This window comes from Luteimonas abyssi, from assembly GCF_001482195.1.
Lineage (GTDB): Bacteria > Pseudomonadota > Gammaproteobacteria > Xanthomonadales > Xanthomonadaceae > Luteimonas > Luteimonas abyssi.
In genome coordinates, this window is record NZ_KQ759763.1 from 1936836 (window position 1) to 1962061 (window position 25226).

At 69.9% G+C, this 25226-nt stretch carries 18 protein-coding genes; 11 read left to right on the forward strand and 7 right to left on the reverse strand.

Annotated features, from left to right (window positions below; all coding sequences use genetic code 11):
* Positions 1–96: 96 nt before the first annotated feature.
* Positions 97–1590: a vWA domain-containing protein gene (locus RG19_RS08125; RefSeq protein ID WP_238376605.1), complete on the forward strand. Its 1494-nt coding sequence runs from the start codon at positions 97–99 to the stop codon at positions 1588–1590.
* On the opposite strand, the gene RG19_RS08130 is transcribed toward RG19_RS08125, so the two are convergent.
* Positions 1563–4541 carry a bifunctional diguanylate cyclase/phosphodiesterase gene (locus RG19_RS08130; protein WP_082672557.1) on the reverse strand — a complete coding sequence of 993 codons (2979 nt, stop codon included), beginning with the start codon at positions 4539–4541 and terminating at the stop codon, positions 1563–1565. The genes RG19_RS08125 and RG19_RS08130 overlap by 28 nt on opposite strands.
* A 94-nt stretch (positions 4542–4635) precedes the next feature.
* Between RG19_RS08130 and RG19_RS08135 the strand changes: the two genes are divergently transcribed.
* The 5 genes from RG19_RS08135 to RG19_RS08155 all read left to right on the forward strand — a co-directional run bounded on the left by RG19_RS08135 (position 4636) and on the right by RG19_RS08155 (position 9794).
* Entirely contained in the window at positions 4636–5199 is a 564-nt protein-coding gene (locus RG19_RS08135; protein ID WP_058836499.1) for an RNA polymerase sigma factor, read from the forward strand.
* The gene (locus RG19_RS08140; protein WP_058834838.1) at positions 5196–6290 is read left to right on the forward strand and encodes a hypothetical protein; all 1095 of its coding nucleotides are present in this window, start codon (positions 5196–5198) and stop codon (positions 6288–6290) included. The genes RG19_RS08135 and RG19_RS08140 overlap by 4 nt, the downstream gene beginning before the upstream one ends.
* Complete coding sequence (locus RG19_RS08145) at positions 6287–6874, forward strand: IMPACT family protein (protein WP_058834839.1); 588 nt, start codon at positions 6287–6289, stop codon at positions 6872–6874. Before RG19_RS08140 ends, RG19_RS08145 begins: the two co-directional genes overlap by 4 nt.
* Positions 6875–7006: 132 nt before the next feature.
* Entirely contained in the window at positions 7007–8785 is a 1779-nt protein-coding gene (locus RG19_RS08150; RefSeq protein ID WP_058834840.1) for an ABC transporter transmembrane domain-containing protein, read from the forward strand.
* 49 nt (positions 8786–8834) lie between these two features.
* Positions 8835–9794, forward strand: coding sequence for a hypothetical protein (locus RG19_RS08155; protein WP_058834841.1), 960 nt, complete (start codon positions 8835–8837; stop codon positions 9792–9794).
* Between the two features lie 43 nt (positions 9795–9837).
* Here the strand turns inward: RG19_RS08155 and RG19_RS08160 are convergent, their stop codons facing one another.
* Both RG19_RS08160 and RG19_RS08165 read right to left on the reverse strand, forming a co-directional pair.
* Complete coding sequence (locus RG19_RS08160) at positions 9838–11403, reverse strand: fumarate hydratase (RefSeq protein WP_058834842.1); 1566 nt, start codon at positions 11401–11403, stop codon at positions 9838–9840.
* A gap of 127 nt (positions 11404–11530) precedes the next feature.
* A complete protein-coding gene (locus RG19_RS08165) occupies positions 11531–12613 on the reverse strand; it encodes an ABC transporter ATP-binding protein (protein WP_058834843.1) in 1083 nt (360 codons plus the stop codon).
* Positions 12614–12984: 371 nt separating this feature from the next.
* Between RG19_RS08165 and zwf the strand changes: the two genes are divergently transcribed.
* From zwf to RG19_RS08190, 5 genes are all read left to right on the forward strand, one after another.
* Entirely contained in the window at positions 12985–14409 is a 1425-nt protein-coding gene (zwf, locus tag RG19_RS08170) for a glucose-6-phosphate dehydrogenase (RefSeq protein WP_058834844.1), read from the forward strand.
* Positions 14406–15404 (forward strand): glucokinase, encoded by a 999-nt coding sequence (gene glk, locus RG19_RS08175; RefSeq protein WP_058834845.1) that lies wholly within the window; start codon positions 14406–14408, stop codon positions 15402–15404. The genes zwf and glk overlap by 4 nt, the downstream gene beginning before the upstream one ends.
* Positions 15401–16144 carry a 6-phosphogluconolactonase gene (gene pgl, locus RG19_RS08180; protein ID WP_238376606.1) on the forward strand — a complete coding sequence of 248 codons (744 nt, stop codon included), beginning with the start codon at positions 15401–15403 and terminating at the stop codon, positions 16142–16144. The genes glk and pgl overlap by 4 nt, the downstream gene beginning before the upstream one ends.
* A 157-nt stretch (positions 16145–16301) precedes the next feature.
* Positions 16302–18218: a phosphogluconate dehydratase gene (gene edd / locus RG19_RS08185; protein ID WP_058834846.1), complete on the forward strand. Its 1917-nt coding sequence runs from the start codon at positions 16302–16304 to the stop codon at positions 18216–18218.
* A gap of 27 nt (positions 18219–18245) precedes the next feature.
* A complete protein-coding gene (locus RG19_RS08190) occupies positions 18246–18902 on the forward strand; it encodes a bifunctional 4-hydroxy-2-oxoglutarate aldolase/2-dehydro-3-deoxy-phosphogluconate aldolase (protein WP_058834847.1) in 657 nt (218 codons plus the stop codon).
* Positions 18903–18929: 27 nt separating this feature from the next.
* On the opposite strand, the gene RG19_RS08195 is transcribed toward RG19_RS08190, so the two are convergent.
* From RG19_RS08195 to RG19_RS08210, 4 genes are all read right to left on the reverse strand, one after another.
* Positions 18930–22100 carry a discoidin domain-containing protein gene (locus RG19_RS08195; RefSeq protein WP_082672558.1) on the reverse strand — a complete coding sequence of 1057 codons (3171 nt, stop codon included), beginning with the start codon at positions 22098–22100 and terminating at the stop codon, positions 18930–18932.
* Positions 22101–22207: 107 nt separating this feature from the next.
* Positions 22208–23068: a carbohydrate ABC transporter permease gene (locus RG19_RS08200; protein WP_058834848.1), complete on the reverse strand. Its 861-nt coding sequence runs from the start codon at positions 23066–23068 to the stop codon at positions 22208–22210.
* Positions 23065–23943, reverse strand: a complete 879-nt coding sequence (locus RG19_RS08205) for a carbohydrate ABC transporter permease (protein ID WP_058834849.1) — start codon at positions 23941–23943, stop codon at positions 23065–23067. Before RG19_RS08205 ends, RG19_RS08200 begins: the two co-directional genes overlap by 4 nt.
* Positions 23933–25225, reverse strand: coding sequence for a sugar ABC transporter substrate-binding protein (locus tag RG19_RS08210; RefSeq protein WP_058834850.1), 1293 nt, complete (start codon positions 25223–25225; stop codon positions 23933–23935). The genes RG19_RS08205 and RG19_RS08210 overlap by 11 nt, the downstream gene beginning before the upstream one ends.
* Between the last annotated feature and the right edge of the window lies 1 nt (position 25226).

Here is a 25226-nt window from a genome sequence, read left to right on the forward strand (position 1 = left end):
CATGAACGAGCGCGAGCCGACATATCGCCTGCGGCCCCTCCCATGCCCGCGGCGACCCGCGCGATGGCGACGCGCGTCGCGCCGGGGCGGCCCCCCATGTACGCGCCGCGTCCGCCGCCCGTCAGCCCGCCGCCGCGGATCGACACCGAGCGCTACCAGGACCGCGAGGACAATCCGGTTCGCCGGACGGCCGATGCACCCGTGTCGACGTTCTCCATCGACGTCGACACCGGCAGCTACAGCAACGTGCGCCGGATGCTGCGTCAGGGACGTCGGCCGCCGGCCGACGCGGTGCGCACCGAAGAATTCCTCAATTATTTCCGTTACGGCCACCGCGCGCCGAACTCGACCGAAGTGCCGTTCGCGGTGACCACGGAGCTCGCACCGTCCCCGTGGCACGCCGGCCGGCACCTGCTGATGGTCGGCCTGCGCGGCTACGAGGTCCCCCCGGATGCGCTGCCGCCCGCCAACCTGGTGTTCCTGATCGACACCTCCGGTTCGATGAACAGTCCCGACAAGCTGCCGCTGCTGCAGCAGGCGTTCGCCCAGCTGGTCGCCCGCCTGCGTCCGCAGGACACCGTCAGCCTCGTGGCCTACGCCGGCTCGGCCGGCCTGGTCCTGCCTCCGACCCGCGGCGACCGCAAGGGTGAGATCCTGTCCGCCCTGAACGGCCTGCAGGCCGCCGGCAGTACGCACGGCGAGGCCGGGCTGCAGCTCGCCTACGCCACCGCCCGCCAGGCGTTCGTGGCCGGCGGCATCAACCGGGTGATCCTGGCGACCGACGGCGACTTCAATGTCGGCATCGTCGACCGCGGCGCCCTGGAGACCTACGTCGCCGACCAGCGCGCGGGCGGTATCGCACTGAGCACGCTCGGTTTTGGCAGCGGCAATTATCACGATGCGATGGCCGAGCGCCTCGCCGATGCCGGCAACGGACATCACGCCTACATCGACACGCTGCAGGAGGCGCACAAGGTGCTGGTCGATGAGCTGTCGTCGACCCTGCTGACCATCGCCAACGACGTCAAGGTGCAGGTCGAGTTCGATCCGGCCCGCGTGGCCGAGTACCGCCTGATCGGTTACGAGAACCGCGTGCTCGAGGAGGCCGATTTCGCCAACGACCGGGTCGATGCCGGCGACATCGGTGCCGGACACGAGGTCACCGCGCTGTACGAGATCGTGCTCGCCGGCAGCGACGGACACTGGCTGGCGCCGCGTCGTTACGACCCGGCGGACACCGCTGGGGCCGTGCACCGAAACGGCGAGATCGCGCAGGTCGCACTTCGCTACAAGCGGCCCGGTGAACGTCGCAGCCGCCTGTTGACCACCCAGATCCTGGCGCAGGACGCCCGGACCCGGCCCAGCGATGCATTGCGGTTCGCCGCCGGCGTCGCGGCCTATGCCGACGCACTCCGCGGCGGCCGGCATCTGGGCGACTGGGACTGGGACGACATCCGTACGGCGATCGCCTCCGGCCGCGGCGACGACCCGTGGGGCCTGCGCGGGGAACTGCTCGGCCTGGTCGATCTCGCCCGCAGCGGCATCGCGCCGGTCGCCACGGCTCAATCGCCTGAGCGTGGACGACCGTAGTAGTAGCCCTGCCCGAACCCGCAACCGAGCTGCAGCAGCAGGTCGCGCTGGGCCGATGTCTCGATGCCCTCGCCCACGGTCTCGATGCCGAGCGTGCCGGCGAGGGCCAGGATCGCCCTCACCAGGGCGAGGCTTTCGGCATGCGAGGCTCCGGAAAGACCGGCGACGAAACTCTGGTCGATCTTGAGCGACTGGATCGGGAACCGGTGCAGGTAGGACAGCGCGGAATAGCCGGTCCCGAAGTCGTCCAGCATCGCCCCCACGCCCCGTTCTCGCAGCGCATTGAGCGTCCGCAAGGCCCGCGGCGCGTCGTCGAGCAGGGCACCCTCGGTGATTTCGATGCGCAGCCGCGCGGGATCCGCACCGGCGTCGTCGATCAGGCGCAGCAGGCGTTCGGCGAAATCATCCGAGATGAAGTGACGCGGCGACACGTTGATCGAGACGTATCCCTCCCCGGGCTGGCGCCCCAGCCAGCGCACCACGTGCGCGTACATCAGCCAGTCGACCTGGGCGATCAGGCCGCTGTCCTCGCCCACGCCGATGAAATCGGACGGGACCAACAGGCCGCGCTGCTCGTGATGCCAGCGCAACAACGCCTCGTGGCCGACCGTCTCGCCATCCTCCAGCCGCACGACCGGCTGGAAAAAAGGCTCGAAATCATCGGCCAGGATCGCACGGCGCAGGTCCGCCTCCAGATCGAGCAGGCGCATCGCTTCGGCACGCATGGCCTCGTCGAACAGTTCGCTGCGGTCGCGTCCGCGCGCCTTGGCCCGATACATCGCCGCGTCGGCATCGCGCAGCATGTCCTCGCCATGGCGATAGCGCGCCTCCCAGTAGGCGATGCCAATGCTCGCCGAGGGAAACAGTTCGCGCCCGGCGATCCACATCGGCTTGCCGAGTTCGGCGAGCAATCGCGACGCGACGCGCTGCGCGATGACGGGATCGGGCACATCCTGCAGCAGCACCGCGAATTCGTCGCCGCCCAGGCGGGCGACGGTATCCCCGGCGGCCAGCGCACGGCGCACGCGCCTGCCGGCTTCGACCAGGAGATCGTCGCCCGCGGCGTGGCCGACGCTGTCGTTGACCAGCTTGAACCGGTCCAGATCGAAGAACAGCACCGCGAACGGCGCCGAATCGCCGGCGCGCACGCCGGCGATCGTGGCGTCCAGTTTCTCCAGCAAGTGCTCGCGATTGGGCAAACCCGTCAACTGGTCGTGGCGTGCCTGGTGGATCAGCCGCTGCTCGGCACGGCTGCGCTCGCCGATCAGCGCACGCAGTTCGCGGTTGGCGTCCCGCAGCTCCCGGGTCCGCGCTTCCACCCGCGATTCCAGTTCCACATGCGCGGCCCGCAGCGACTCCTGCGCCCGCTTGCGCGAGAGCGCGATGCTGATGTGGTGCGAAACGAACGTCAGCAACGCCTGGTCGCGCCCATCGAACACCACCTCCGGCGAGTAGCTTTGCACCGCGATGACACCCAGCACGGACTCGTCGCCGACCAGCGGAACGCCCAGCCAGCAGTACGCCCGGCTTCCCTGGCTGATCACGCTCCCGGACGCTTCGAGCCCATCGATGGTCGCACGATCGGCCAGCAACGGCTCGCCGGACGCGATCACGAACTCGGTCAGGCCGTTGATCATCCGGCGCGTGCTGCGGACCGGGTCGCGCTCGTCCACCGAGTACGGGAAATCGATGCGCTCGCCATCGCCGGCCAGCATCGCGATGTAGAAGTTCTCCGCGTAGACCAACCCGCTCACGACCTCGTGCACATCGGCGTAGAAACGCTCCAGGCTGCCTGCACCGACCGACATTTCGCTGATCCGGTACAACGCACGCTGGAGGCGCTCGGCCCGCTGCCGTTCGACGATTTCCGCCTGCAGGACCTCGTTGGCGTGCCGCAACTCCTGGGTCCGCTCGCCCACCCGGCGTTCCAGTTCGCCCTGGGCGTGTTTGCGGTCGAGCGCGGTGAGAATGTGCTGGGCGACGTATTCCAGCAACGCGCGATCCTCGTGCGTATAGGTGTTGGGCCGGTCGTAGCTCTGCACCACGATCGCCCCGCCCACGCGGGTGTCGCGCCGCACCGGCACCCCCAGCCAGTCCGCGCTGTCGGGTCCCAATCCGGTGTCCCGCCCGACCCCGAGGCGTTCGCGGATACTCTCCGATGGCCCCATCAACGGCCGGCCGTAGCGCAGCAGCGCCACGGTCAGGCTGTTGGGCAGCGCCGTCATCGCGATCTCGTTGTCGGGATCCGGCTGCCAGGGGTCGTTCTGGTCGGCGAAGTACAGGAAACGCACTGTCTCGCGTTCATCGTCGTACAGCACGATGTAGAAGTTCTCCGCCAGCATGAGCGAGGCCACGACGGTGTGCAGCCTCGCCAGCATGTCGGGCATTTCCAGGCTCGAACCGGACAGGTCCGCGATTTCGTACAGCGCCTGCTGCAGACGCTCGGACTTGCGCAGCGACTGGATCCGGTTGCGGGCGAGCTCGAAGCGGGTGAACAGCGCTACGGTCGCCGTCGCGAGCCGGTGCCAGCGCCGCCGCTCGTCCGCCGCCGGGACACCGGCCGGTGCCGCGGCCACCGCGACGCGCGCCCCCGCCTCTTCCCATGCGAAGTCGAAGCTGTCGGACAACGCGCCCCGCGCCATACCGCCCAGCAGTTCCGCCGCGCGCGCGCGTAGCGCGTCGGAGGCGACCGGAGTCGCGACGCTGCCGGTACCCAGCCGGGTGTCGCGCCAGCAGATCGCGAGTTCCGCGCCCGGCAGCAGCGCCGCCAGAAGATCGCGCAACAACACGGGGGCCTTGGCCGCGGCGTTCACGGGTACGATCTGGCTGACGTTGTGGATCTCCCGCACGTGACGCACCGCCTCCCGGAAGCCGCCAGCATACCGGGTGGTACCGGTGCCCCACAGCACCGGCGACCCCGTTCGCGCCCGCTGTGCGTTGTTCTGTGACATGTCGACCGCCTTCGCTCCATGTCCTGCCCGGATTTCCCCACGGCTTCGCTTCCCGTACGCGCGCGGAATGCTTAACCTGCGCGCGGTGGATGTCATGGACCGCCCGCCGCCGGAGATCGAAGACAGCGACGAATCGCTGATGCTGGCCTATGCCGGCGGCCACGCCGGTGCCTTCGAAACCCTGTACGCCCGCCACCGCCAGCGCCTGTACCGCTTCCTGCTGCGCCAGCTGCGCGACGCGGCCCTGACCGACGAGCTCTACCAGGACATCTGGCAGCGTGTGATCGCCGCACGCGCGGACTGGCGGCCCGAGGCCTCGTTCGCCACCTGGCTGTACCGGATCGCACGCAACCGGCTGGCCGATCACTGGCGTGCGGCACGGCATCGGCCGCCGGCGCCGGTGGATGCGGACGAGCGCCTGGCGCGTGTACCCGACGACGACACGCCCGAGTCCACACTCGATGCCCATGAGCGCCGCGCCCGCCTGCAGGTCGCGCTCGAGGCATTGCCCGACGAACAGCGCGAGGTTCTGCTGCTGCGGCTGGAACAGGATCTGACCCTGGAGGAAATCGGCGCCCTGACCGGCGTCGGACGCGAGACCGTGAAATCCCGCCTGCGCTATGCGATGGACAAATTGAAGGGGGGGCTGACGCCGTGACCTCGCACGAACGCGCCCCTCTGGATGCCGAAGAGCGCGCACTGGCCGCCCTGCTGGCCCGGCACGCGCCCGAGGGCGATCCTTCGCCCGCCCTGGATGCCCGCATCCTGGCCATGGCGCGCGAAGGCGACGGCCTGCGTGCGGCGGCGGGCGACACCGGCGCACCGCCGCCGCCGGCCCGTCGAGGCCGGGCTGCGCGGCCGCGGCGGCGGCGTTGGCCGGCGATGCTCGGAGTGGCCGCCTCGCTGGCGTTGGCGGTCGGCGTGGCCTGGCAACTGCGTCCGCCGCCGGAACGCGAACCGACCGTGGTGCCTTCGAACGAGCAGGTCTACGCACTGCGCATGCCGCCGGGAGCCGACGACGTGGCGACGGAGGGCGCCGGCGCCGCGGAGGTCCGATCCGCCGCCGACACCGGCGAGCAAGCCGCCGCGGCGGCATCCCGCGCGCCTGTCGAGCGCGCACCGCAAGCTGCCGAATCGCCACAATCGGCGGCCGAGCCCGAGCCCGCGTCCGCCGATGCCCCGCCCCGCCCCGCGGCGACCGGGCAGGTGGCGCCGGCGTCGATATCCGTCCCGGAACCGCCGCCGGCGCCTCCGGCGCCACCTGCGCCAGGGGCCCAGTCCGAAGAGTCCTTGCCGGCGGCATCCGCCCGCATCACGCCATCGGGTGCGTCGGCCACGGCCGCCGCCACTGTGGAGGACACGGAGGCCCCGGCATTCGCGCGCACCCAGGACGGCACCGGCAACGCGACCGCCATCGGTCGGCGCGCGATGGCCGCGCCGGCGGCGCCCGCCAGTGCCCGTCGTGCAGGGGCGCCCGCCGCGCCCCGGCCCGTGCTCGACGCCTGGATCGCGCGCGACGACGACGAGGCCGACGACGCTCCCGATCTCGACGAGGCCTTCGACGAGGCGCCTCCGGCCACGGCCGACTCACCCGAAGTGCATCGTGCCTGGCTCAAGCGGATCCGCGAGCTGCGCGATGCGGGCCGCATCGACGAGGCCCGCGAGAGCCTGGACGAACTGCGCCGGCGCTTCCCGGACCTGCGTGTGCCGGACGACCTGGACGCGCTGGACGACCCGCCCGGCCGATGAGTCGGGACACACTGGCCACGCCTGCCGAACACCTGCTCGAGGTCAAGCACAGCCGTTTCCTGGCGCGCGCGCAGCCGCTGGCGGCGGCGGACGAGGCAACGGCGTGGATCCGGACGGTGTCCATCGCCGAGGCCACGCATAATTGCTGGGCCTGGCGCTTCGACGACGCCTACCGCTCCAGCGACGACGGCGAGCCGGCCGGCACGGCCGGTCGCCCGATCCTGGCCGCCATCGATGGTCAGGGGTACGACCGTGTCGTGGTCGTGGTGACCCGCTGGTACGGCGGCATCAAGCTCGGCGCGGGCGGTCTGGTCCGTGCCTACGGTGGGGCGGCTGCCGAATGCCTGCGGACCGCCGAACGCGCGCCGCTGATCGAGGAAGCCGAACTCGACGTGTTCGCCGGGTTTCCCGATCTGGGCAGCGTGCACCAGGCCATCGAGCACTTCGCCGCGGCCAAGTGCGAGGAGCGCTTCGGCGCGGATGGCGTGCAATTTCTGTTGCGCCTGCCCGTCAGCCGGGTCGACGCGCTGCGCCGGCATCTGCGCGACGCCACCCGCGACCGCGTCCACTGCGCGCTCCGCTAGGCCCCGGCCTCCGGCGAAAGCGTCCAAGCACCGCCATCGGCTCTCCGCCGTCAGCCGCCCGTGCCCGTGCGCGACCGGGGCGGCTGTCGCCGACGCTACACTGGCCGGCCCCGCCACGGACGTGCCCGCCCCATGCCCGACCTCCCCCCAGACGCCGCGGCCGACGCGCGCACCGGCAAGGCTCCCATCGGCATCCTGCGCACGCTGTGGCCGTTCCTGGCCCGGCAGCGCGGCCTGCTCGCGGCCTGGCTGCTGGCGCTGGCGTTGTCGTCGGTCGCCACTCTCAGCCTGCCGATCGCAGTGCGCCACATGATCGATCGCGGCTTCGACAGCGGCAGCAACATCGATGCCGCCTTCGCATTCCTGTTCGCGGTCGCACTGGCCCTGGCGCTGTTCACCGCGGCACGTTTCTTCTTCATCTCGCTGCTGGGCGAACGCGTCATCGCCGATCTGCGCACGCGGCTGTACGCGCACCTGCTGGATCTCGACCAGACGTTCTACGAACGCAACCGCAGTGGCGAACTGGTCTCACGGCTGTCGGCGGATACCGAGTTGCTGCGCGGCGTGGTCGGCTCCGGCATGTCGGTGGCGCTGCGCAGCGTGGTGATGGTCATCGGCAGCCTGTCGATGCTGGTGGTCACCAGCCCGCGTCTGGCGGCCTGGACGCTGGTCGGCATCCCGCTGTTCGTGCTGCCGTTGGTGCTGGGCGGCCGCCGCCTGCAGAAGATCGCCCGCCAGAGCCAGGACCGCGTCGCCGACGCCAACATGCTCGCCGCGGAAACCCTGGGCGCGGTACGCACGGTGCAGGCGCACGCGCACGAGCCCTGGGAGCGCGGCCGTTTCGACGACGCGGTCGCCCTCTCGGTCGCCACCGCCCGCAAGCGCATCGGCACCCAGGCCGTGGTCACCGCGGTCGCGATCACCGTCGTGTTCGGCGCGATCACCGTGGTGCTGTGGTCGGGCGCGCACGACGTGGTCGCCGGCCGACTCAGCCCCGGCACGCTCGGCCAGTTCGTCCTGTACGCGCTGATGGGCGGCGGCTCGGTCGGTGCTCTGGCCGAGGTCTGGAACGAGCTGCAGCGCGCGGCCGGCGGCATGGGCCGGATCAACGAGTTGCTGGTCGAACGGCCGACCCTGCAGGCGCCGCAGCACCCCAAGGCGCTGTCGCTGCCGCTCCGGGGCGCGCTGGCGCTCGACGACATCGTGTTCCACTACCCCGGTCGCGATGCCACGCCGGCGCTGCAGCACGTATCGCTGCAGGTGCGCCCCGGGGAGACGGTCGCGCTGGTCGGTCCGTCGGGCGCCGGCAAGAGCACCGTGCTGGGGCTGCTGCTGCGCTTCCACGACCCGCGGCACGGCATCGTCTCCGTGGACGGCGTCGACGTGCGCGAACTCGATCCGGCGCAATTGCGCGAACAGATCGCCCTGGTCCCGCAGCAACCGACGATCTTCGCCGCCAGTGCGCGCGACAACATCCGTTACGGGCGGCTGGACGCGACCGACGCCGAGGTCGAAGCCGCCGCGCGCGCGGCCGAAGCCGACGACTTCATCCGCGCCCTGCCCGCCGGGTACGACGAACAACTCGGCGAGCGCGGGGCGAGGCTGTCGGGTGGGCAGCAGCAACGCATCGCGATCGCCCGCGCCCTGTTGCGCGATGCGCCGATCCTGCTGCTCGACGAAGCCACTTCCGCACTCGACGCGCAGAGCGAACGCGCGGTGCAGCAAGCCCTGGAAGTCCTGATGCGCGGCCGGACCACGCTGGTCATCGCGCATCGCCTGGCCACGGTCCTCAAGGCCGACCGCATCGTGGTGATGGACCAGGGCCGGATCGTCGCCGAAGGCCGGCACGAGGATCTGCTGGCACAGGGCGGCCTGTACGCGGAACTGGCGCGGCTGCAGTTTCTTCACTGAGACGGCGAATCGAAACCCGTGCGGCACAGTGCCGGGGAGGCGATACACGATGAGAATCAGCAACGCGATCGCTGCGGCGGTCGGCCTCGCCCTCCTCGCCTTGTCGGCGCCGCCGCCAGCCCACAGCGCGGTCGTCTTCTCGCGTGACCAGTTGACCGCGCAGCGCACCGTCTCGCGCGCCGGCCCGCTGGCCCGCTGGCTGCACCCCGCGGGCGGCGGGGGAAGCAGCGTCGGCTGGAACGTCGCCTGGCGGGGCGAGGATCTGTGCGGCCGATGGGTCGGCGCGCTGCTGTTCCCCGACCAGCACACGCGCCACGATCGCTTCTATTGCCCCTCGCAGGTCGCCGTGCTCGGCAGCGACGCGCTTCTGGTCCTGTTCTCGCAGGACGACATCCTGGCCCGGGTCTCGACCCGCGACGGCGCACTCACCGTGCAGCGCATCGACGTCTCCCCGGAGCCTCGGCGCAACACCATCCGCCACCTGGCCCTGCACCCGGTCGACGCCGGCACGTCCAGATTGGTGACCGCATGGCACGACACCCTGCTGTTGCGCCATGCGCCGTTCGCCGTGGTGTCCTTGGGCGAGGGCCATCTGATCGATATCGACGCCGGCGTCGCCTGGCTGGTGATCGAACCCACTACCGACACGGAACCGCTTCGACCCGACCGGATGGGCATCGACGCCCAAGGCACACCGACCATCGTGCGCGGCGAGACCCGCTCCGTGCGGACCCCGCTGGCCTTCCGTGCCGTGCGCGCCGACGACGGCCGCGAACTCGCCCGGCTGGACCTCGACGACCCCTGCCTGACGGTGCCGCGCCTGGCCCTCGACTCCGAGGGCTTCGGACGGCACATCCCCGACGATGCCGCAGTGGTGGCCCGCGAGGCCTTGCCTGCATGGCGGGCCGCGACCCTCGGCCTGGTGCGGACCGAATCGCACTCCGTCATCGCGCTGCGCGACGCCGGCCAACTGACACCCGTGGCCGCCTGCGCGCACCCCGCCGGGTAGCGCGCGGGCATCCCGCCGGATCGCCTCGAGCGCGACCGGACCGTCAGTCGATCTCGACCACCGGGATGCCGGCGATCTTCGCCTTCCAGGTCCTCGGACCGGTCTCGTGTACGGACTCACCGGTCGCATCCACCGCCACCGTCACCGGCATGTCCTTGACCTCGAACTCGTAGATCGCCTCCATGCCCAGATCTTCGAACGCGACCACCTTCGAGGCCTTGATCGCCTTCGACACCAGGTACGCCGAGCCGCCGACGGCCATCAGGTACACCGCCTTGTTGTCGCGGATCGCCTCGATCGCAGCCGGCCCGCGCTCGGCCTTGCCGACCATGCCCAGCAGGCCGGTCTGCTCCAGCATCTGGCGGGTGAACTTGTCCATGCGCGTGGCGGTGGTCGGACCGGCCGGGCCGACCACTTCCTCGCGCACAGGATCCACCGGACCGACGTAGTAGATGAAGCGGTTGGTGAAATCGACCGGCAGCGTCTCGCCGCGATCGAGCATGTCGATCATGCGCTTGTGCGCGGCATCGCGACCGGTGAGCAGCTTGCCGTTGAGCAGCACCACCTCGCCCGGCTTGAACCCGGCCACCTCGGTCGGCGTGATCGTGTCCAGGTCCACGCGCCGCGCGTTGGTCGGGTTGTAGGTCAGCGTCGGCCAGTCGTCCAGCGACGGCGGATCCAGCGCGACCGGACCACTGCCGTCCAGGGTGAAATGCGCATGGCGGGTGGCGGCGCAGTTCGGGATCAGCGCGACCGGCAGGTTGGCGGCATGGGTCGGGTAATCCTTGACCTTGATGTCGAGCACCGTGGTCAGGCCACCCAGACCCTGCGCACCGATGCCCAGCGCGTTGACCTTCTCGTACAGCTCCAGGCGCAGTTCCTCGACACGGTTGGACGCACCGCGCGCGATCAGCTCCTGGATGTCGATCGGCTCCATCAGCGATTCCTTGGCCAGCAGCATCGCCTTCTCGGCGGTGCCGCCGATGCCGATGCCGAGCATGCCCGGCGGACACCAGCCGGCGCCCATCGTCGGCACCGTCTTGAGCACCCAGTCGACGATGGAGTCCGACGGGTTGAGCATCGCGAACTTGGACTTCGCCTCGGAGCCACCGCCCTTGGCGGCGACGATCACGTCGACCGCGTTGCCCGGCACGACCTTCACGTTGACCACCGCCGGGGTGTTGTCCTTCGTGTTCTGGCGTTTGCCGGCCGGATCGGCCAGCACACTGGCGCGCAGCTTGTTGTCCGGGTGGTTGTAGGCGCGACGCACGCCCTCGTTGACCATGTCCTCCACGCCCATCGTGGCGTCGTCCCAGCGCACCTGCATGCCGATCTCGAGGAACACGGTGACGATGCCGGTGTCCTGGCAGATGGGTCGATGGCCCTCGGCGCACATGCGCGAGTTGATCAGGATCTGCGCCATGGCGTCCTTGGCCGCGGGCGAGGCCTCGCGTTCGTAGGCCGCGGTCAGGTTCCGGATGTAGTCGACCGGATGGTAGTAGCTGATGTACTGCAGGGCATCGGCGACGGACTGGATCAGATCGTCCTGGCGGATCGAGACGGGCGCGTTCGAGGGCGCATCTTTCGAGAGCGGGGCGTTCGAGGTCACGGCTGGCCTTTTTCGGCTGGCGAGAGGGGAAATCCGGCCTATTCTACCGGCCGCGGCTCGCAGCTACGCCGCCACGCATCGTTGCGCGGGCGCACCCCCGCTGATCGCGACGGCCCGGCTGGAACATCTACGCTTCCAGCCGGCGCCCGGTCTCGATGTCGAAGACATGCAGGTGCGCGGCCTCCACGCGCAGCGGCAGGGCATCGCCGGGCGTGGGCAGGTCGCCCGGCGGCAGCCGGGCGATCAGCGGATGCACGCCCTGGCGAAGATTGACGAACACCTCGCTGCCGACCGGCTCCACCACCTCGACCACCGGCGCGAACGGCTCGTCCACTGCGCGCTGCAGGTGCTCGGGTCGGATGCCGGCATCCACCTCGCGCCCCGCCCACGCGGGCGACAGCCCGATGTCGCCCGCCAGCGGCAGTCGCGTCCCGTCCTCCAGCGCCAGCGCCCAGCCGTCCTCGCGCAACAGCCGCCCGCGCAGCACGTTCATGCCGGGGCTGCCGAGAAACGTCGCCACGAACAGGTTCGCCGGGCGCTCGTAGAGCGCCATCGGCGTGTCGATCTGCTGGATCTCGCCCCGGTCCAGCACCACGATCCGCTGGCCCAGCGTCATCGCCTCGATCTGGTCGTGGGTCACGTAGACCATGGTCGCGCCGAGCTGGCGGTGCAGCCGCGCGATCTCCACCCGCATCGACATGCGCAGCTTGGCGTCGAGGTTCGACAGCGGTTCGTCGAGCAGGAACACCTGCGGATTGCGCACCAGCGCGCGGCCCAACGCCACGCGCTGTCGCTGTCCGCCCGACAGTTGGCCGGGCTTGCGATCCAGCAGCGCGTCGAGCTCCAGCGTCTTCGCCGCCTCGTCCACGCGGGCCTGGATGGCGTCCTTCCCGTGACCGCGCAGCTTCAGGCCGAACGCCAGGTTCTCGGCCACGCTCATGTGCGGGTACAGGGCGTAGGACTGGAACACCATGGCGATGTCGCGTTCCTTCGGCGCGATGTCGTTGACCACGCGCTCGCCGATCCGCAGCGTCCCGCCGCTGATCGACTCCAGCCCCGCGATCATCCGCAGCAGGGTCGACTTGCCGCAGCCCGACGGCCCCACCAGCACCAGCAGCTCGCCGTCCGCGACCTCGAAACTCGCACCGGCCACGCCGACGTATCCATTCGGATAGACCTTGCGGACGTCGTCCAACTCGACTTTTGCCATATGCCATCTGCTCCCGCGTGGTGACGCCGCACACGGACCGAATGGCTCGCGGCGGTACGGCGGGCGGCATGGTGACAGCGCCGACCGCATGCGGCATTCTGCCATGTAACCGTTTCCAAGCACTGCATGCGACCGTCACCCGTGCGTATCGACACGGTTTCCGGTGGGCGTAGCCGCTATTAAGACCATGCATGCGACACCGGCGCTGCGATGGGGAACGACTGTCCTTTTTTGGTATGGTTCAGGATTGGGTTTCGATCACGTCGTCAGCACCTCGCCTGCATACGCACGCGCATGGACACACGACCCGACCGGCCCCGCACGACCCCTACGATTCACCGACCTGACTGATGGTTCCCCACGGAGCTGCGATGCACGACACCCTGTTGTTGTTCGGTGCCACGGGCGATCTCGCCACGCGCTATCTGTTTCCCTCGCTGACCCACCTCCTGCGCGACCGCCTGCTACCGCCGGATTTCCGGGTGGTGGCCGTGGGCCGTACCGAGCACGACGATGCGGGTTTCCGCGACTGGCTGCGCGAGCGCGTCTCCGATGCCGATTCGCGCGACGGCGCCGCCTTCGAGGACCTGCTCGCACGCACCCGCTACCACGCCCTGGACCTGCAGGACGCCGACGCGATCTCGGCCGCGCTGGCGCAATACGCGGATCGTCCGAGCGTGAGTTATCTCTCCACGCCACCGAACCTGTTCGCACCGGCCTGCCGTGGCCTCAAGCAGGCCGGGCTGCTGGAGGATCCCTCCAGGCTGGTCCTGGAGAAGCCGATCGGCCACGACCTGGCCTCGGCGCGCGAAATCAACGCGACCCTGAAGGCCAGCCTCGACGAGTCGCGGATCTTCCGCATCGATCACTACCTGGGCAAGGCGCCGGTGCAGAACCTGCTCGCGCTGCGCTTCGGCAATACCCTGCTGGAAGCCGTCTGGCAGCACCGCTGGATCGAATCGGTCGACATCGTGGTCGCCGAGACCGCCGGCGTCGACGGCCGCGAGGGCTACTACGCCGGTTACGGCGCGCTGCGCGACATGGTGCAGAACCACATGCTGCAGCTGCTGGCACTGATCGCCATGGAGCCGCCGGCCTCGCTCGACGCCGACAGCGTGCGCGACGAGAAGCGCAAGGTGCTGCGCGCACTGCGCCCGATGAGCGCCGACAGCGCCGGCGTCGACAGCGTCCGCGGCCGCTACGGCGACGGTGTGGTCGAGGGCACCGGCGTCAAGGGCTTCAAGCACGAGCGCGAGGTCGAGACCTTCGTCGCCCTGCGCGCCTACATCGACAACTGGCGCTGGTCCGGCGTGCCGTTCCGTCTGGTGACCGGCAAGCGCATGCCGTCGCGTGCGACCGAAGTGGTGGTGACCTTCAAGCCCGTCTCGCACTGGCTGTTCGATCGTCCTCGCAGCGAGCAGGCCCTGCCCGACCGCCTGCGCATGCGCCTGCAGCCGGAAGAGGCCATCGAGCTGCGCCTGATGGGCAGCCTGGCCGCGCCGGAATGGGGCGCCACCGAACTGCAGCCGCTGTCGCTGGACCTGGCGATGTCGCCCACGCCCAAGCGCCGCATCGCCTACGAGCGGTTGATGATCGATGCGCTCAAGGGCGATCAGACGCTGTTCGTACGCGACGACGAAGTCGAGGCCGCCTGGCGCTGGATCGACAGCGTCAGCGAAGCCTGGGCCACCGCCGGCACGCCGGTCGAGGATTACCCGGCCGGTTCCTGGGGGCCGTCGACGGCGGCATCGTTCCTGCCCAACGTCATTTCCGGCAACGGGAAGCGCGGCGCGTGAGCGACGATCGAATCCTGCTCGCCGATATCGGGGGCACCAACGCGCGCTTCGCGCTGGCCGACCCCGCGGCGGAGATGCCGCTGCTGGTCGACAGCGTTGAAGGCTTCGCCGTGGCGGAGTTTCCGTCGCTGGCCCATGCCGCGCGCCATTACCTCGAGCACACCGGTGCGCGCGTGCGCGCCGGCGTGTTCGCCGTGGCCGGACGCGTGGACGGCGACGAGGCGCGGATCACCAACCATCCCTGGGTCATCTCGCGCTCGCGCCTGCGCACCGAGCTGGAACTGGACGATGTGCTGTTGATCAACGATTTCGCCGCCCAGTCGATGGCCATTCCGCTGCTGCGCGAAGGCGACATCGCCGTGGTCGGAGGCGCCGCGTGGCGCCCGGCGCAGACTCGCGACGGCAGCGATCGTACCTACGCCGTCATCGGCCCGGGCACCGGACTGGGCGTCGGCGGCCTGCTCGTCCGCGACGGGCGTCATTATCCGCTCGAGACCGAGGGCGGACACGTGAGCTTTCCGCCGGGCACGCCCGAAGAGTTGATGATTCTCGACGTGCTGTCGCGACAGTTCGGCCGCGTCTCCAATGAACGCCTGATCTGTGGACCTGGACTGGTCAACATCTACCGGGCGCTGGCCGAGATCGCCGGCGAGGACCCCGGCCCGGTCAAGCCCGCCGACGTCACCGCACGTGCCGCCGAAGGCGATCCGCGCGCCAATCGCGCGGTCGACGTGTTCTGTGCGGTGTTCGGCGCGATCGCCGGCGATGTCGTGCTGACCCTCGGCGCCTGGGATGGCGTGTTCCTGACCGGTGGCCTGGTACCGCGGATGCTCGAGGCGCTCAGGCACTCGGGCTTCCGCCAGCGCTTCGAACACAAGGGCCGCTTCTCTTCCAACATGGCGCGCATTCCCTCGGTCGCGGTCCTGCATCCGCATGCCGGCTTGCTGGGCTGCGCAGCCCTGGCACAGCGTCACTTCCAGGCAAACGCAGCATGAGTCCCCAGACCTACCAGATGCCGAAAGCCCAGGACGCCGAAGCGCGCGTCCAGCTCTACACCTACGACTCCGTGACGCAGTGGATCTGGGGCGCCGCGGTCACCCTGTCCGCGGAGCTGGGACGCAGCCTGGAACACAAGCCGCGGGCGCGTCTGCTGCTGTCGGGCGGGACCACGCCGGCACCGGTGTACGCCGCGCTCGCCAAGTCGCCGCTGGACTGGTCGGCGATCGACGTCGCCCTCGTCGACGAGCGCTGGTTGCGGCCGGACGACCCGGACAGCAACGCGCGCCTGATCCGCGAGTCGCTGCTGCAGGGCAATGCCGCCCGGGCCCGCTTCGAAACCCTGACCCAACCGGGCCGCCCGCTCACCGAGGCGGTGGCCACCGCCAACGCGCACGCGCGCAACGCGCCCGATGTCGTCGTGCTGGGCATGGGCGAAGACGGTCATACCGCTTCGCTGTTTCCCGGCATGCGCGACCTCGACGCCGCCCTGTCGTCGCGTCAGGCCTACGTCGCCGCGGACGCCACCGGCTGTCCGGGCGCCGGCAACTGGCATACCCGCATCAGCCTGACGCCGGCCGGGCTCGCGCCCGCGCGGGTCCGCGTCCTGCTGATCCGCGGCCAGCGCAAGCGCGACCTGCTCGAGCGCGTACTGGCGGGCGAGGACGCCCACGAATACCCGGCGCGCATCGCCTTCACGACGCCGGGCGCACCCTTGCACGTGCACTGGTGCCCTTGATGCCCGTTGAAGGCCGGTCTCCGTTCGGCCCCTCTGCGGCACGCACGCCGCCCCCCGCGCATGCGCCCGCCCGCATGCGCCGTCCGCGCGGTCTCGACGACCGCCTTGCCGTCCGCAATTCCGCGGACGGCGTCGCCAAGCCCACAGCCATAACGCCATGAGCCTGCATCCCGAATTCCACGCCGTCACCGAGCGCATCCGCGAACGCAGCCGTCCCTCGCGCGCGGCCTATCTGGCCGGCATCGATGCCATGCGCGACGCCGGCCCCCTGCGCGGCCGCCTGAGCTGCGCCAACCTCGCCCACGGCTTCGCCGCCTGCGGTCCGACCGACAAGGCGCGCCTGCGTGGCGGCCCCACGCCCAACCTCGGCATCGTCACCGCCTACAACGACATGCTCTCGGCGCACCAGCCGTACGAGACCTACCCGGACCACATCCGCGCCACCGCACGCCGCCTCGGCGCCACGGCACAGGTGGCCGGCGGCGTGCCGGCGATGTGCGACGGCGTCACCCAGGGCCGCGCCGGCATGGAGCTGTCGCTGTTCTCGCGCGACGTCATCGCCCAGTCCACCGCGATTGCGCTGTCGCACGACATGTTCGACGCCGCGGTCTACCTCGGCATCTGCGACAAGATCGTGCCCGGCCTGCTGATCGGTGCCCTCGCCTACGGCCATCTGCCGGCGGTGTTCATTCCCGGCGGTCCGATGACCCCGGGCATTCCCAACAAGAAGAAGGCCGAGGTCCGCGAGCGCTACGCCGCCGGTGAGGCCACCCGCGAGGAACTGCTGGAAGCCGAGGCCGGCTCGTACCACTCCGCGGGCACGTGCACCTTCTACGGCACCGCCAATTCCAACCAGGTCCTGCTGGAAGCGATGGGCGTGCAGTTGCCGGGCGCGTCGTTTCCCAACCCGGGCACCCGCCTGCGCGATGCCTTGACCGACGCCGCGGTGGAGCGCGCACTGCAGATCACCGCGCTGGGCGACGACTACCGGCCATTCGGCCAGGTGATCGACGAACGTGCGATCGTCAACGCGGTGGCCGCATTGATGGCCACCGGCGGGTCCACCAACCACACCATCCACTGGATCGCGGTGGCACGCGCCGCCGGCATCGTCCTGACCTGGGACGACATGGACACCCTGTCGCACCTGGTGCCCCTGCTGACCCGCGTGTACCCCAACGGCGAAGCCGACGTGAACCGCTTCCAGGCCGCCGGCGGCACCGCCTTCGTGTTCCGCGAATTGATCGACGCCGGCCTGATGCACGCCGACCTGACCACCGTCATGCCCGGCGGCATGCGTGCGTGGAGCGACGAGCCCTGGCTCGACGGCGACACGCTGGCCTGGCGCCCCACGGCGACCACCAGCGGCGACGAGACCGTCCTGCGCCCTTACGCCGCCGCGTTCGAGGCCCACGGCGGCCTGCGCCTGCTCAAGGGCAACCTCGGCCAGTCCCTGATCAAGACCTCGGCGGTGAAACCGGAGTACCGCCACATCGATGCGCCAGCGGTGGTCGTCGATACGCCCCAGGCCCTGAACAAGTTGCACAAGGCCGGCGCCCTGCCGCAGGACTTCGTCGCCGTGGTGCGCTACCAGGGCCCACGCGCCAATGGCATGCCCGAATTGCACTCGCTGGCACCGCTGCTGGGCATGCTGCAGAACCAGGGCCGGCGCGTGGCGCTGGTCACCGACGGCCGGCTGTCCGGCGCTTCGGGCAAGATTCCCGCCGCCATCCACGTCACCCCCGAGGCCGCACGCGGCGGCCCCATCGCGCGCGTGCGCGACGGCGACCGCATCGTGCTCGACGGCGAGAACGGCACGCTCCGGGTGCATGTCGACGCCGCCGAATGGGATGCCCGCGAACCCGCGGCCGATACCGCACCGGCCGGCTGGGACATGGGCCGCAACCTGTTCGCCAACAGCCGCGCCATGGTCGGCCCGGCGGATCAGGGTGCGCTGTCGATTTCCTGCGGTCCGCCCGCCGCCGACGGCAGCCCGTGGAACTACGACGCCGAGTACGAACTCGGCGACACCGCCGACGCCGCCACGGCGCCGCACGAATCCAAGGACGCCTGAGCGTCCGCGCAACCAGGAGCGCACCCGATGTCGATCCAGACCCTCCAGGACACCGCCGAAGGCATGCTGCGCGACGCCGGCCTGCTGCCGGTCATCACCGTCAACAGCATCGACCAGGGCCGACGCATCGCCGAAGCGCTGCTCGCAGGCGGCCTGCGTACGCTGGAGCTGACGCTGCGTACGCGCTGCGCGCTCGAAGCGCTCGCCACCCTGAAGAAGGAACTGCCCGACATCGTCATCGGTGCCGGCACCGTGACCGACGCGACCCAGATGCGCCAGGCCATCGACGCCGGCGCGGATTTCCTGGTCACGCCCGGCACACCGCCCGCCCTGGCCGAGGCCCTGGCCAGGGCGCCGGTCCCGGTGGTTCCGGGCGGCGCCACGCCGACCGAATTCCTGTCGTTGATGGCGCATGGGTTCCGCGTCTGCAAACTGTTCCCGGCCACCGCGGTCGGTGGACTGGCGATGCTCAAGGGCCTCGCAGGTCCCCTGGCCGATCTGCGTCTGTGCCCCACCGGCGGCATCACCGAGGCCACCGCGGCTGAGTTCCTCGCCCAGCCGAACGTGGTCTGTATCGGCGGCTCCTGGATGGTCAACAAGGCCTGGATCGACGCCGGCGAATGGGACAAGGTCCGCGACAGCGCGGCGCAGGCCGCGTCGCTGGTCGAGACCGCCCGAGGCTGAGGCCCGGGCGGAACGCAGCGGCGGATGTCAGCCCGCCGTCGGCAACGCGATGCGCACCTCGGCACCCGCCTCGCGCACGCGTAGCTCGTTGCGCTCCCACTCCGCCGGTTCACCGTTCACGGTCGTCTCGCCGGGCGTGCCGGCGTACGGCCAGGGCAGCACCAGCCCACCGTCGGGCAGGCCCGCGTCCGCATCGATGCTCAGCAGCAGCGCGTCGCCATCGCGACGCAACCGGTAACCGAGCGTGCCCTGCGGCGTACGCAGGCCGTGGATCGCCACACCTTCGTCGAACCATGCCACCGGCAGGCCGGCGGCGAGGACCATGCTGTCGTCGATCTCGCGCACATAGGCGAACATGTCCAACGCAGAGCGCACGTAGTCGGAGCCGACCCAGGCGTGCGGCAGGTCGCCGACGAAGAACGGCTTGCGCGGTGTCGCCGACACCACTTCCGCCCACTGGTTCCAGGCTTCGGGCGCACGGTCGGCGAAGAAGTACTCCACCACCTCCCAGGCGCGCTCGCGCCAGCCCAGGCGCACGAACGCGGCGACGTTGCGCCATTCGTACGGGGTGTAGTCCTTCCACTCCAGGCGGCCGTCGCGACGGTCCGAGAACAGCGTCCAGTACTGCTCGAAGGTGTTGCGCAGCAACTCCGCCGGCAACCTGCCCTGCTCGCCCCCGGGTGCGAGGGCGATGGTGGTGGAGGTGGGATCGAAGTCGCCCAGTTCCGCGGCACCCGGCAAGTAGTCGATGCGGTGCAGTTTCGCCGCCGCTCGCAGCGATGCATCGAGATCCTCGCGGAACTCGTCGCGCGCGGCGGTCATGCGCGCCACGTCCGCGGCGCGCCCCAGGGCCTGCGCCGCTTCCACCGCATCCTTGTAGCCGCGCAACGCCCAGAAATTGTCCCAGTACGAATGCATCGGCTTGGCGGAATAGCCTTCGTGGCTGATCGAGGCCGGCATCATCCCGTAGAACGCGGGATTGATCGCACGGTTTTCCTCGGTGCGCTCGCTGGCGCGCAGTTCCTCCATGTAGGCGAACGCGCCGGCGATGTGCGGCCACATGCGCGCGAGGAACGCGTCGTCGCCGGTGTAGCGCCAGTACTCAACGATGTTGAAGATCAACTCGCCATGGCTGTCGTTCTCCGGCACCGGATCGCTGCCGCGATCGTCGACGCAGCACGGCACCATGCCGTTGTCGAACTGGTAAGGCGCATACCAGGTCACGTACTCCTCGACCACCTCGGGCCGGTTCATCCGCAACAGGCCTTCCGAGATCATCGCCCCGTCGCGGATCCAGCTGCGCGAGTATGAGCGCGTCCCCGGCTGCAGGCGCGGTCCGATGCGCGAGATCAGCATGTGCGCCAGCGACGTGCGCAGGGTGTCGGCCAGCGGCTGGCCGGCGGCGGGAACCTCGATGCGGACCCGATCGAGCTGATCGCGCCAGTCGGCGGCCACGCGCGCCTGCAGGGTGGCCGCGTCGGCATCGTCGAGGGTCTCGACCGCACCGGCCAACGGCGCACGCAGATCGAGCTCGTAGACCTCGCCGGGCGCCAGTTCCACCCGATAGAGCAGCGCCCCCGAGGCCATGCGCTCGGGATCGTCCACGGTCGCGGTCGTGGACACCCGCCCCGACGCCAGCCGGGGCACCGCCAGGCCGTTGTCAAAGGTCGACGCGAATGCCTGGTCCGGCGCCCGCGAGAACGTCACGCGGTGTGTGCCGTTGACCGACAACGCTGCGTCCTCGACCGCCAGCGACTCGATCCGGCTCACACCGCCGATGGTGTTGAGGAACTGCCCCGGCGGATTGACCTGCCAGGGCTGCACCGCCAGCGCCAGCGTGTACGCCCGGGGCTGGCCGGAGGTGTTTTCCAGCCGATAGCGCGCGACCAGACGCGACGCATCGCGATCGCCTTCGGCGAAACCGGTCACCCGCAGGGCGAACGCGTCGTGACGCCAATCCACACTGGGAATCGGCAGATAGCCGTCCTGCAGCGACTGCACCGGCGCGACATCCGCCCAGGTCACCATCGCATCGTCGACCAGCACGACGGGCTCCAGCGAAAACCCGCCCTTGTAGAACTCGATCGCGCCGTCTTCGCCGATCAGGCCCTGCTCGATGCCGCCGTCGATGCCCATGATCGTCCAGTTCGGCTGTTCGCCGCTGAACCCGCGCGGGAACCAGCCACGCGGCGCTTCGGCCGCCATCGCCTTGATCACCTCGTTGGGATGATCGGAAAACGCCAGCGGCTGCACCGCGAACTCACGCAGCGCATAGCCGGCGCCCGGGCCTGCGTGCAGGTCGAGAGCGATGTAGCGCGCCTCGGCCTCCGGAAGCGCGAGCCAATCCACATCGCCGGCGCCACCGGTCACCCTGCGCGCCTCCGTCCAGACTTTGCCGTCTTCCGACAGCCGGACCGTGTAATCGGACGCGTGCATCTCCTCGCCCCAGGCCAGACGCAACCCACCGAACTCGCGGACCCGGCCCAGGTCGAAACGCAGCCGTCGCTCTCCGCCGCGCCCTTCCCAGGCGGTGTCGCGGTCGCCGTCGAACGCGCGGCGCGGATCGCCGGCATCGGCGTCGGACGACACCGGCACCAGCGGACTGCCGTCGTCGACCGGCAGCGATTCCAGGGTGAGCTGGTCGAAGCACACGCGACCGCGGCCGCCGGCATTGTTGTAGATGGTGAATTCGACCTGCGCGCTGCGGCGCAGGGTCTTGTCCGGATCGGGCCCCCACGCCTTGTCGATGTGCCGGCGCTTGTAGCGCACCTCGGTCCATGCCTGCGGGAAGTCGTAACGCGGCCGGTTCACCCACCACACGTTGTCGCCGCTGCCGTCGATCAGCTTGAACTGCAGATCGTTGGCCGGCGACTCGCCACGCAGCTGGAAGCGGAACTGGTAGTTGTCGGGATACGCCTCCAGCGGCAGATCGCGCTGGAGGCCGGCATGGCCGGAGACGCCGTTGAAATCGTAGTCCAGACACAGTGCGGGCCCCTCGACGCCGTCCACGCGGACGATCTCGCCGGTGACCTGGTTGGAGGTGACCACGCGCCAGGCGGCCGTGTCCGAGAAGTCGTCGAGCACGCGCGCCTCGGCCGACGCCTGCGGCGCGGACAGCGCGCCGCACACCAGCAGCGCGCAGGCGACCGGAAGACGGGTGCGATGGTGGCGGGAGGGCTCGGACGCTGGCAGGGTCATCGTGTACCTCGAAGTGGAATACAGGATTCGGGTGCGCGAGATGGGGAGCCGCGACGGGAACAGGGCGTTCAGGCGCATGCGAGACGGTGCCTCGCGAGCATGCGTCCTCACCCTTTCACGCTCCCCAGGAGCAGCCCCTGGATGTAGTAGCGCTGCAGCAACAGGAACAGCAGCAACACCGGCAACACGGTGATCACCGCGCCCGCCATCATCATCTCCACGTCCTGCACGTGCTCGCGCGAGATCGCGGCGATCGCGACCGGCAGGGTGTAGTTGTCCTGATCGGTCAGCACGATCAGCGGCCACATGAAATCGTTCCACGCGGCCATGAAGGTGAAGATCGTCAGCGTGACCAGGACGGGCTTGAGCATCGGCAGCACGATCTGGAAGAAGATCCGGAACTCCCCCGCCCCGTCGATCCGGGCAGCCTCCAGCAGCTCGTCGGGAATCGAGCGCGCGTACTGACGCACCAGGAAGATGCCGAACACCGTCGCCAGCGCGGGAATGATCACCGCACCGAAGGTGTTCACCAGGCCCAAGCCCTTCATCATCAGGAACAGCGGCAGCATCGCGACCTGAGCCGGAATCACCAGCGCACCCAGCAACACCTGGAACAACCGGTCGCGGCCGCGGAAGCGCAGCTTGGCGAAGGCGTAACCGGCCAGCGTGTTGACCAGCAGCGCGCCGAAGGTGATCGCACCGGACACGATCAGGCTGTTGACGAAGTAACGCCCCATGCCCGCGCGCGCGAACAGTTCGCGATACGACGCGAGGCTCGGCGACTCGGGCAGCAACGGCGGCGGAAACGCGCTGGCTTCGCCGGTGTGCATGAACGACACCGCGACCATCCACAGCAACGGCGCAAGCGCCACCAGTGCCAGCACCGCCAGCCCCAGGTTGATCAGCACCGCGTGCAGCCGGCTGTCGCCGACCTCGAGCTCGCCGCCGAACCATCCGCGCCCGCTCACAGCGCCCCCTTCCGGCGTCCGATGCGCAACAACACCGTGGTCACCGCCAGGATGATCAGGAACAGCAGGAACGCCACCGCCGACGCCCGGCCGAGGTTCCACCACATGAAACCTTCCTCGTACATGAAATACAGCACGCTGACCGTGCTCTGCAGCGGATCGCCGCGCGTCATCACATAGGGTTCGGCGAACAGCTGGAAGTACCCGGAGACTGTGATCACGCCGACCACCAGCAGCACCGGCCCCAGCATCGGCAGGGTCACATGCAGGAACTGTTGCCAGCGCGAGGCGCCGTCGATCCGCGCCGCCTCGTAGAGATCCTGCGGAATCGCCTGCAGACCGGCCAGCAGGATCACCATGTTGTAGCCGAAGTTCTTCCACACCGCGAACAGGATGATCGTCGGCATCGCCCAGCGGGGATCGCCCAGCCAGTCGACCGGATCGATGCCGATGCCGCCCAGCGCCCAGTTCACCAGGCCGTAGCTGGTGTGGAACAGATAGCGCCAGATCACCGCCACCGCGACCAGCGTGGTCACCACCGGCGCGAACAGCGCCGTACGGAACAGCGGCTTGAAGCGCGCCACGCGTGCGTTGAGCAGCATGGCCGCGCCCAGCGACACCGCGATCGACAGCGGCACGCCGATGATCACGAAGTAGCCGGTGTTGCCCAGCGCCTTCCAGAACAGCGGCGTCTGCAGCAGCTCCAGGTAGTTGCCCAGCGCGACGAAGCGCAGGTTGTCGAGATCGGCCAGCGCGTACAGATCGAAATCGGTCAGGCTCAGCGCGAACGCCGAGGCCACCGGCAACGCGAAGAACACGCCGAGCACGATCAGCGCAGGCGCGGCGAAGATCCAGCCGGCGGTGCTAGCGCGCATCGTCGGCGTCCTCGATCGGCACGGCGCCCTCGGCCTCCGATCGCTCGCGCACCCAGCGGCGCTTGGCGAGGATGTCGTCGACACGACGGTCCAGTTGCGCCAGCGCGGCGTCCTGGGCCTGGCCGCCGCGGATCACCCGCTCGCTGGCGTAGCGCAGCTCCTGCACGATGCGCTCCCACTCCAGCACCTTCGGAGTCGGCTCGACCCGTTCGAGCTGGTCGCGGAACGCCCGCGCGTAGGGGTCGGCCTGCAGTTCGGGAAGCGCCCAGGTGCTGCGGCGCGGCGGCAGATTGCCGATCATCGCGTGGAAGCGCTGCTGGATGTCCGGGCGCGAGAGGAACTCCACCAGCTGCCAGCTGGCGTCCTTGACCTCGGAATCGCGGAACATCACCAGACTCGTGCCGCCGGCGATCCCGGCACCGGGGCCATCCGGACCAGGCAAGGGCGCGGTGCCCCAGGCATCGGCCAGATCCGCCGGCAGGCGGTCCCGGAACTCGCGGATGTTCCAGGGGCCGGAGATGTAGAAGCTGAAGAAGCCGCGGCCGAATTCGTCCCAGACATTGGAGATCTGCGTCTCCGACATCGGCGGTGCCCAGCCCTGGTCGAACATGTTGGTGTAGAAGCCCAGCGCGCGGCGGAAACCGGGACTGGAGAAATTGCCGCGGGTGTCGTCGTCGCGCAGCAGCGGGTCGTCCTGCTGCAGGCCGAACGACAGCAACTGCTCGAATTCGTTGAGCGGCGCCATCACCGCGAAGTTGCGGGGGCCGACATGCGCCTTGACGTCGGCCATCGCCTGTTCCCACTCCGTCCAGTCGCGCGGCGGGCGGTCCCAGCCGGCCGCGGCCAGCAGATCGCGACGGTAGAACAGCAGCCGGGTGTCCACGTACCAGGGAACACCGAGCAGTTGCCCGTCGATGACATTGGTGTCCCAGATGCCGGGGAAGTAATCATCGGCCTCGATCACCGACGAAGCCTCGACACGGCCGGCCACCGGCTCCAGCGCACCCAGCGTGGCGAACTCCGGCACCCAGGTGTTGCCGAGCTGGCACAGGTCCGGCAGCGCGTCGGCGGCGAACGCGGTCAACAGCCGTTCGTGCGCGGACGTCCATGGAATCTGCTGCACGCGTACGCGGGTACCGGGGTGATCGCGCTCGAACTCGCGGATGAGCTCCGCGACCACTTCAGCCTCGCGGCCCATCGCCCAGAAGCGGATCACGGTCTCGTCGCCGTCGCGACGGCACCCGGCCAGCAGCAGGACGAGCAGCAGCGCGATGCACGCCATC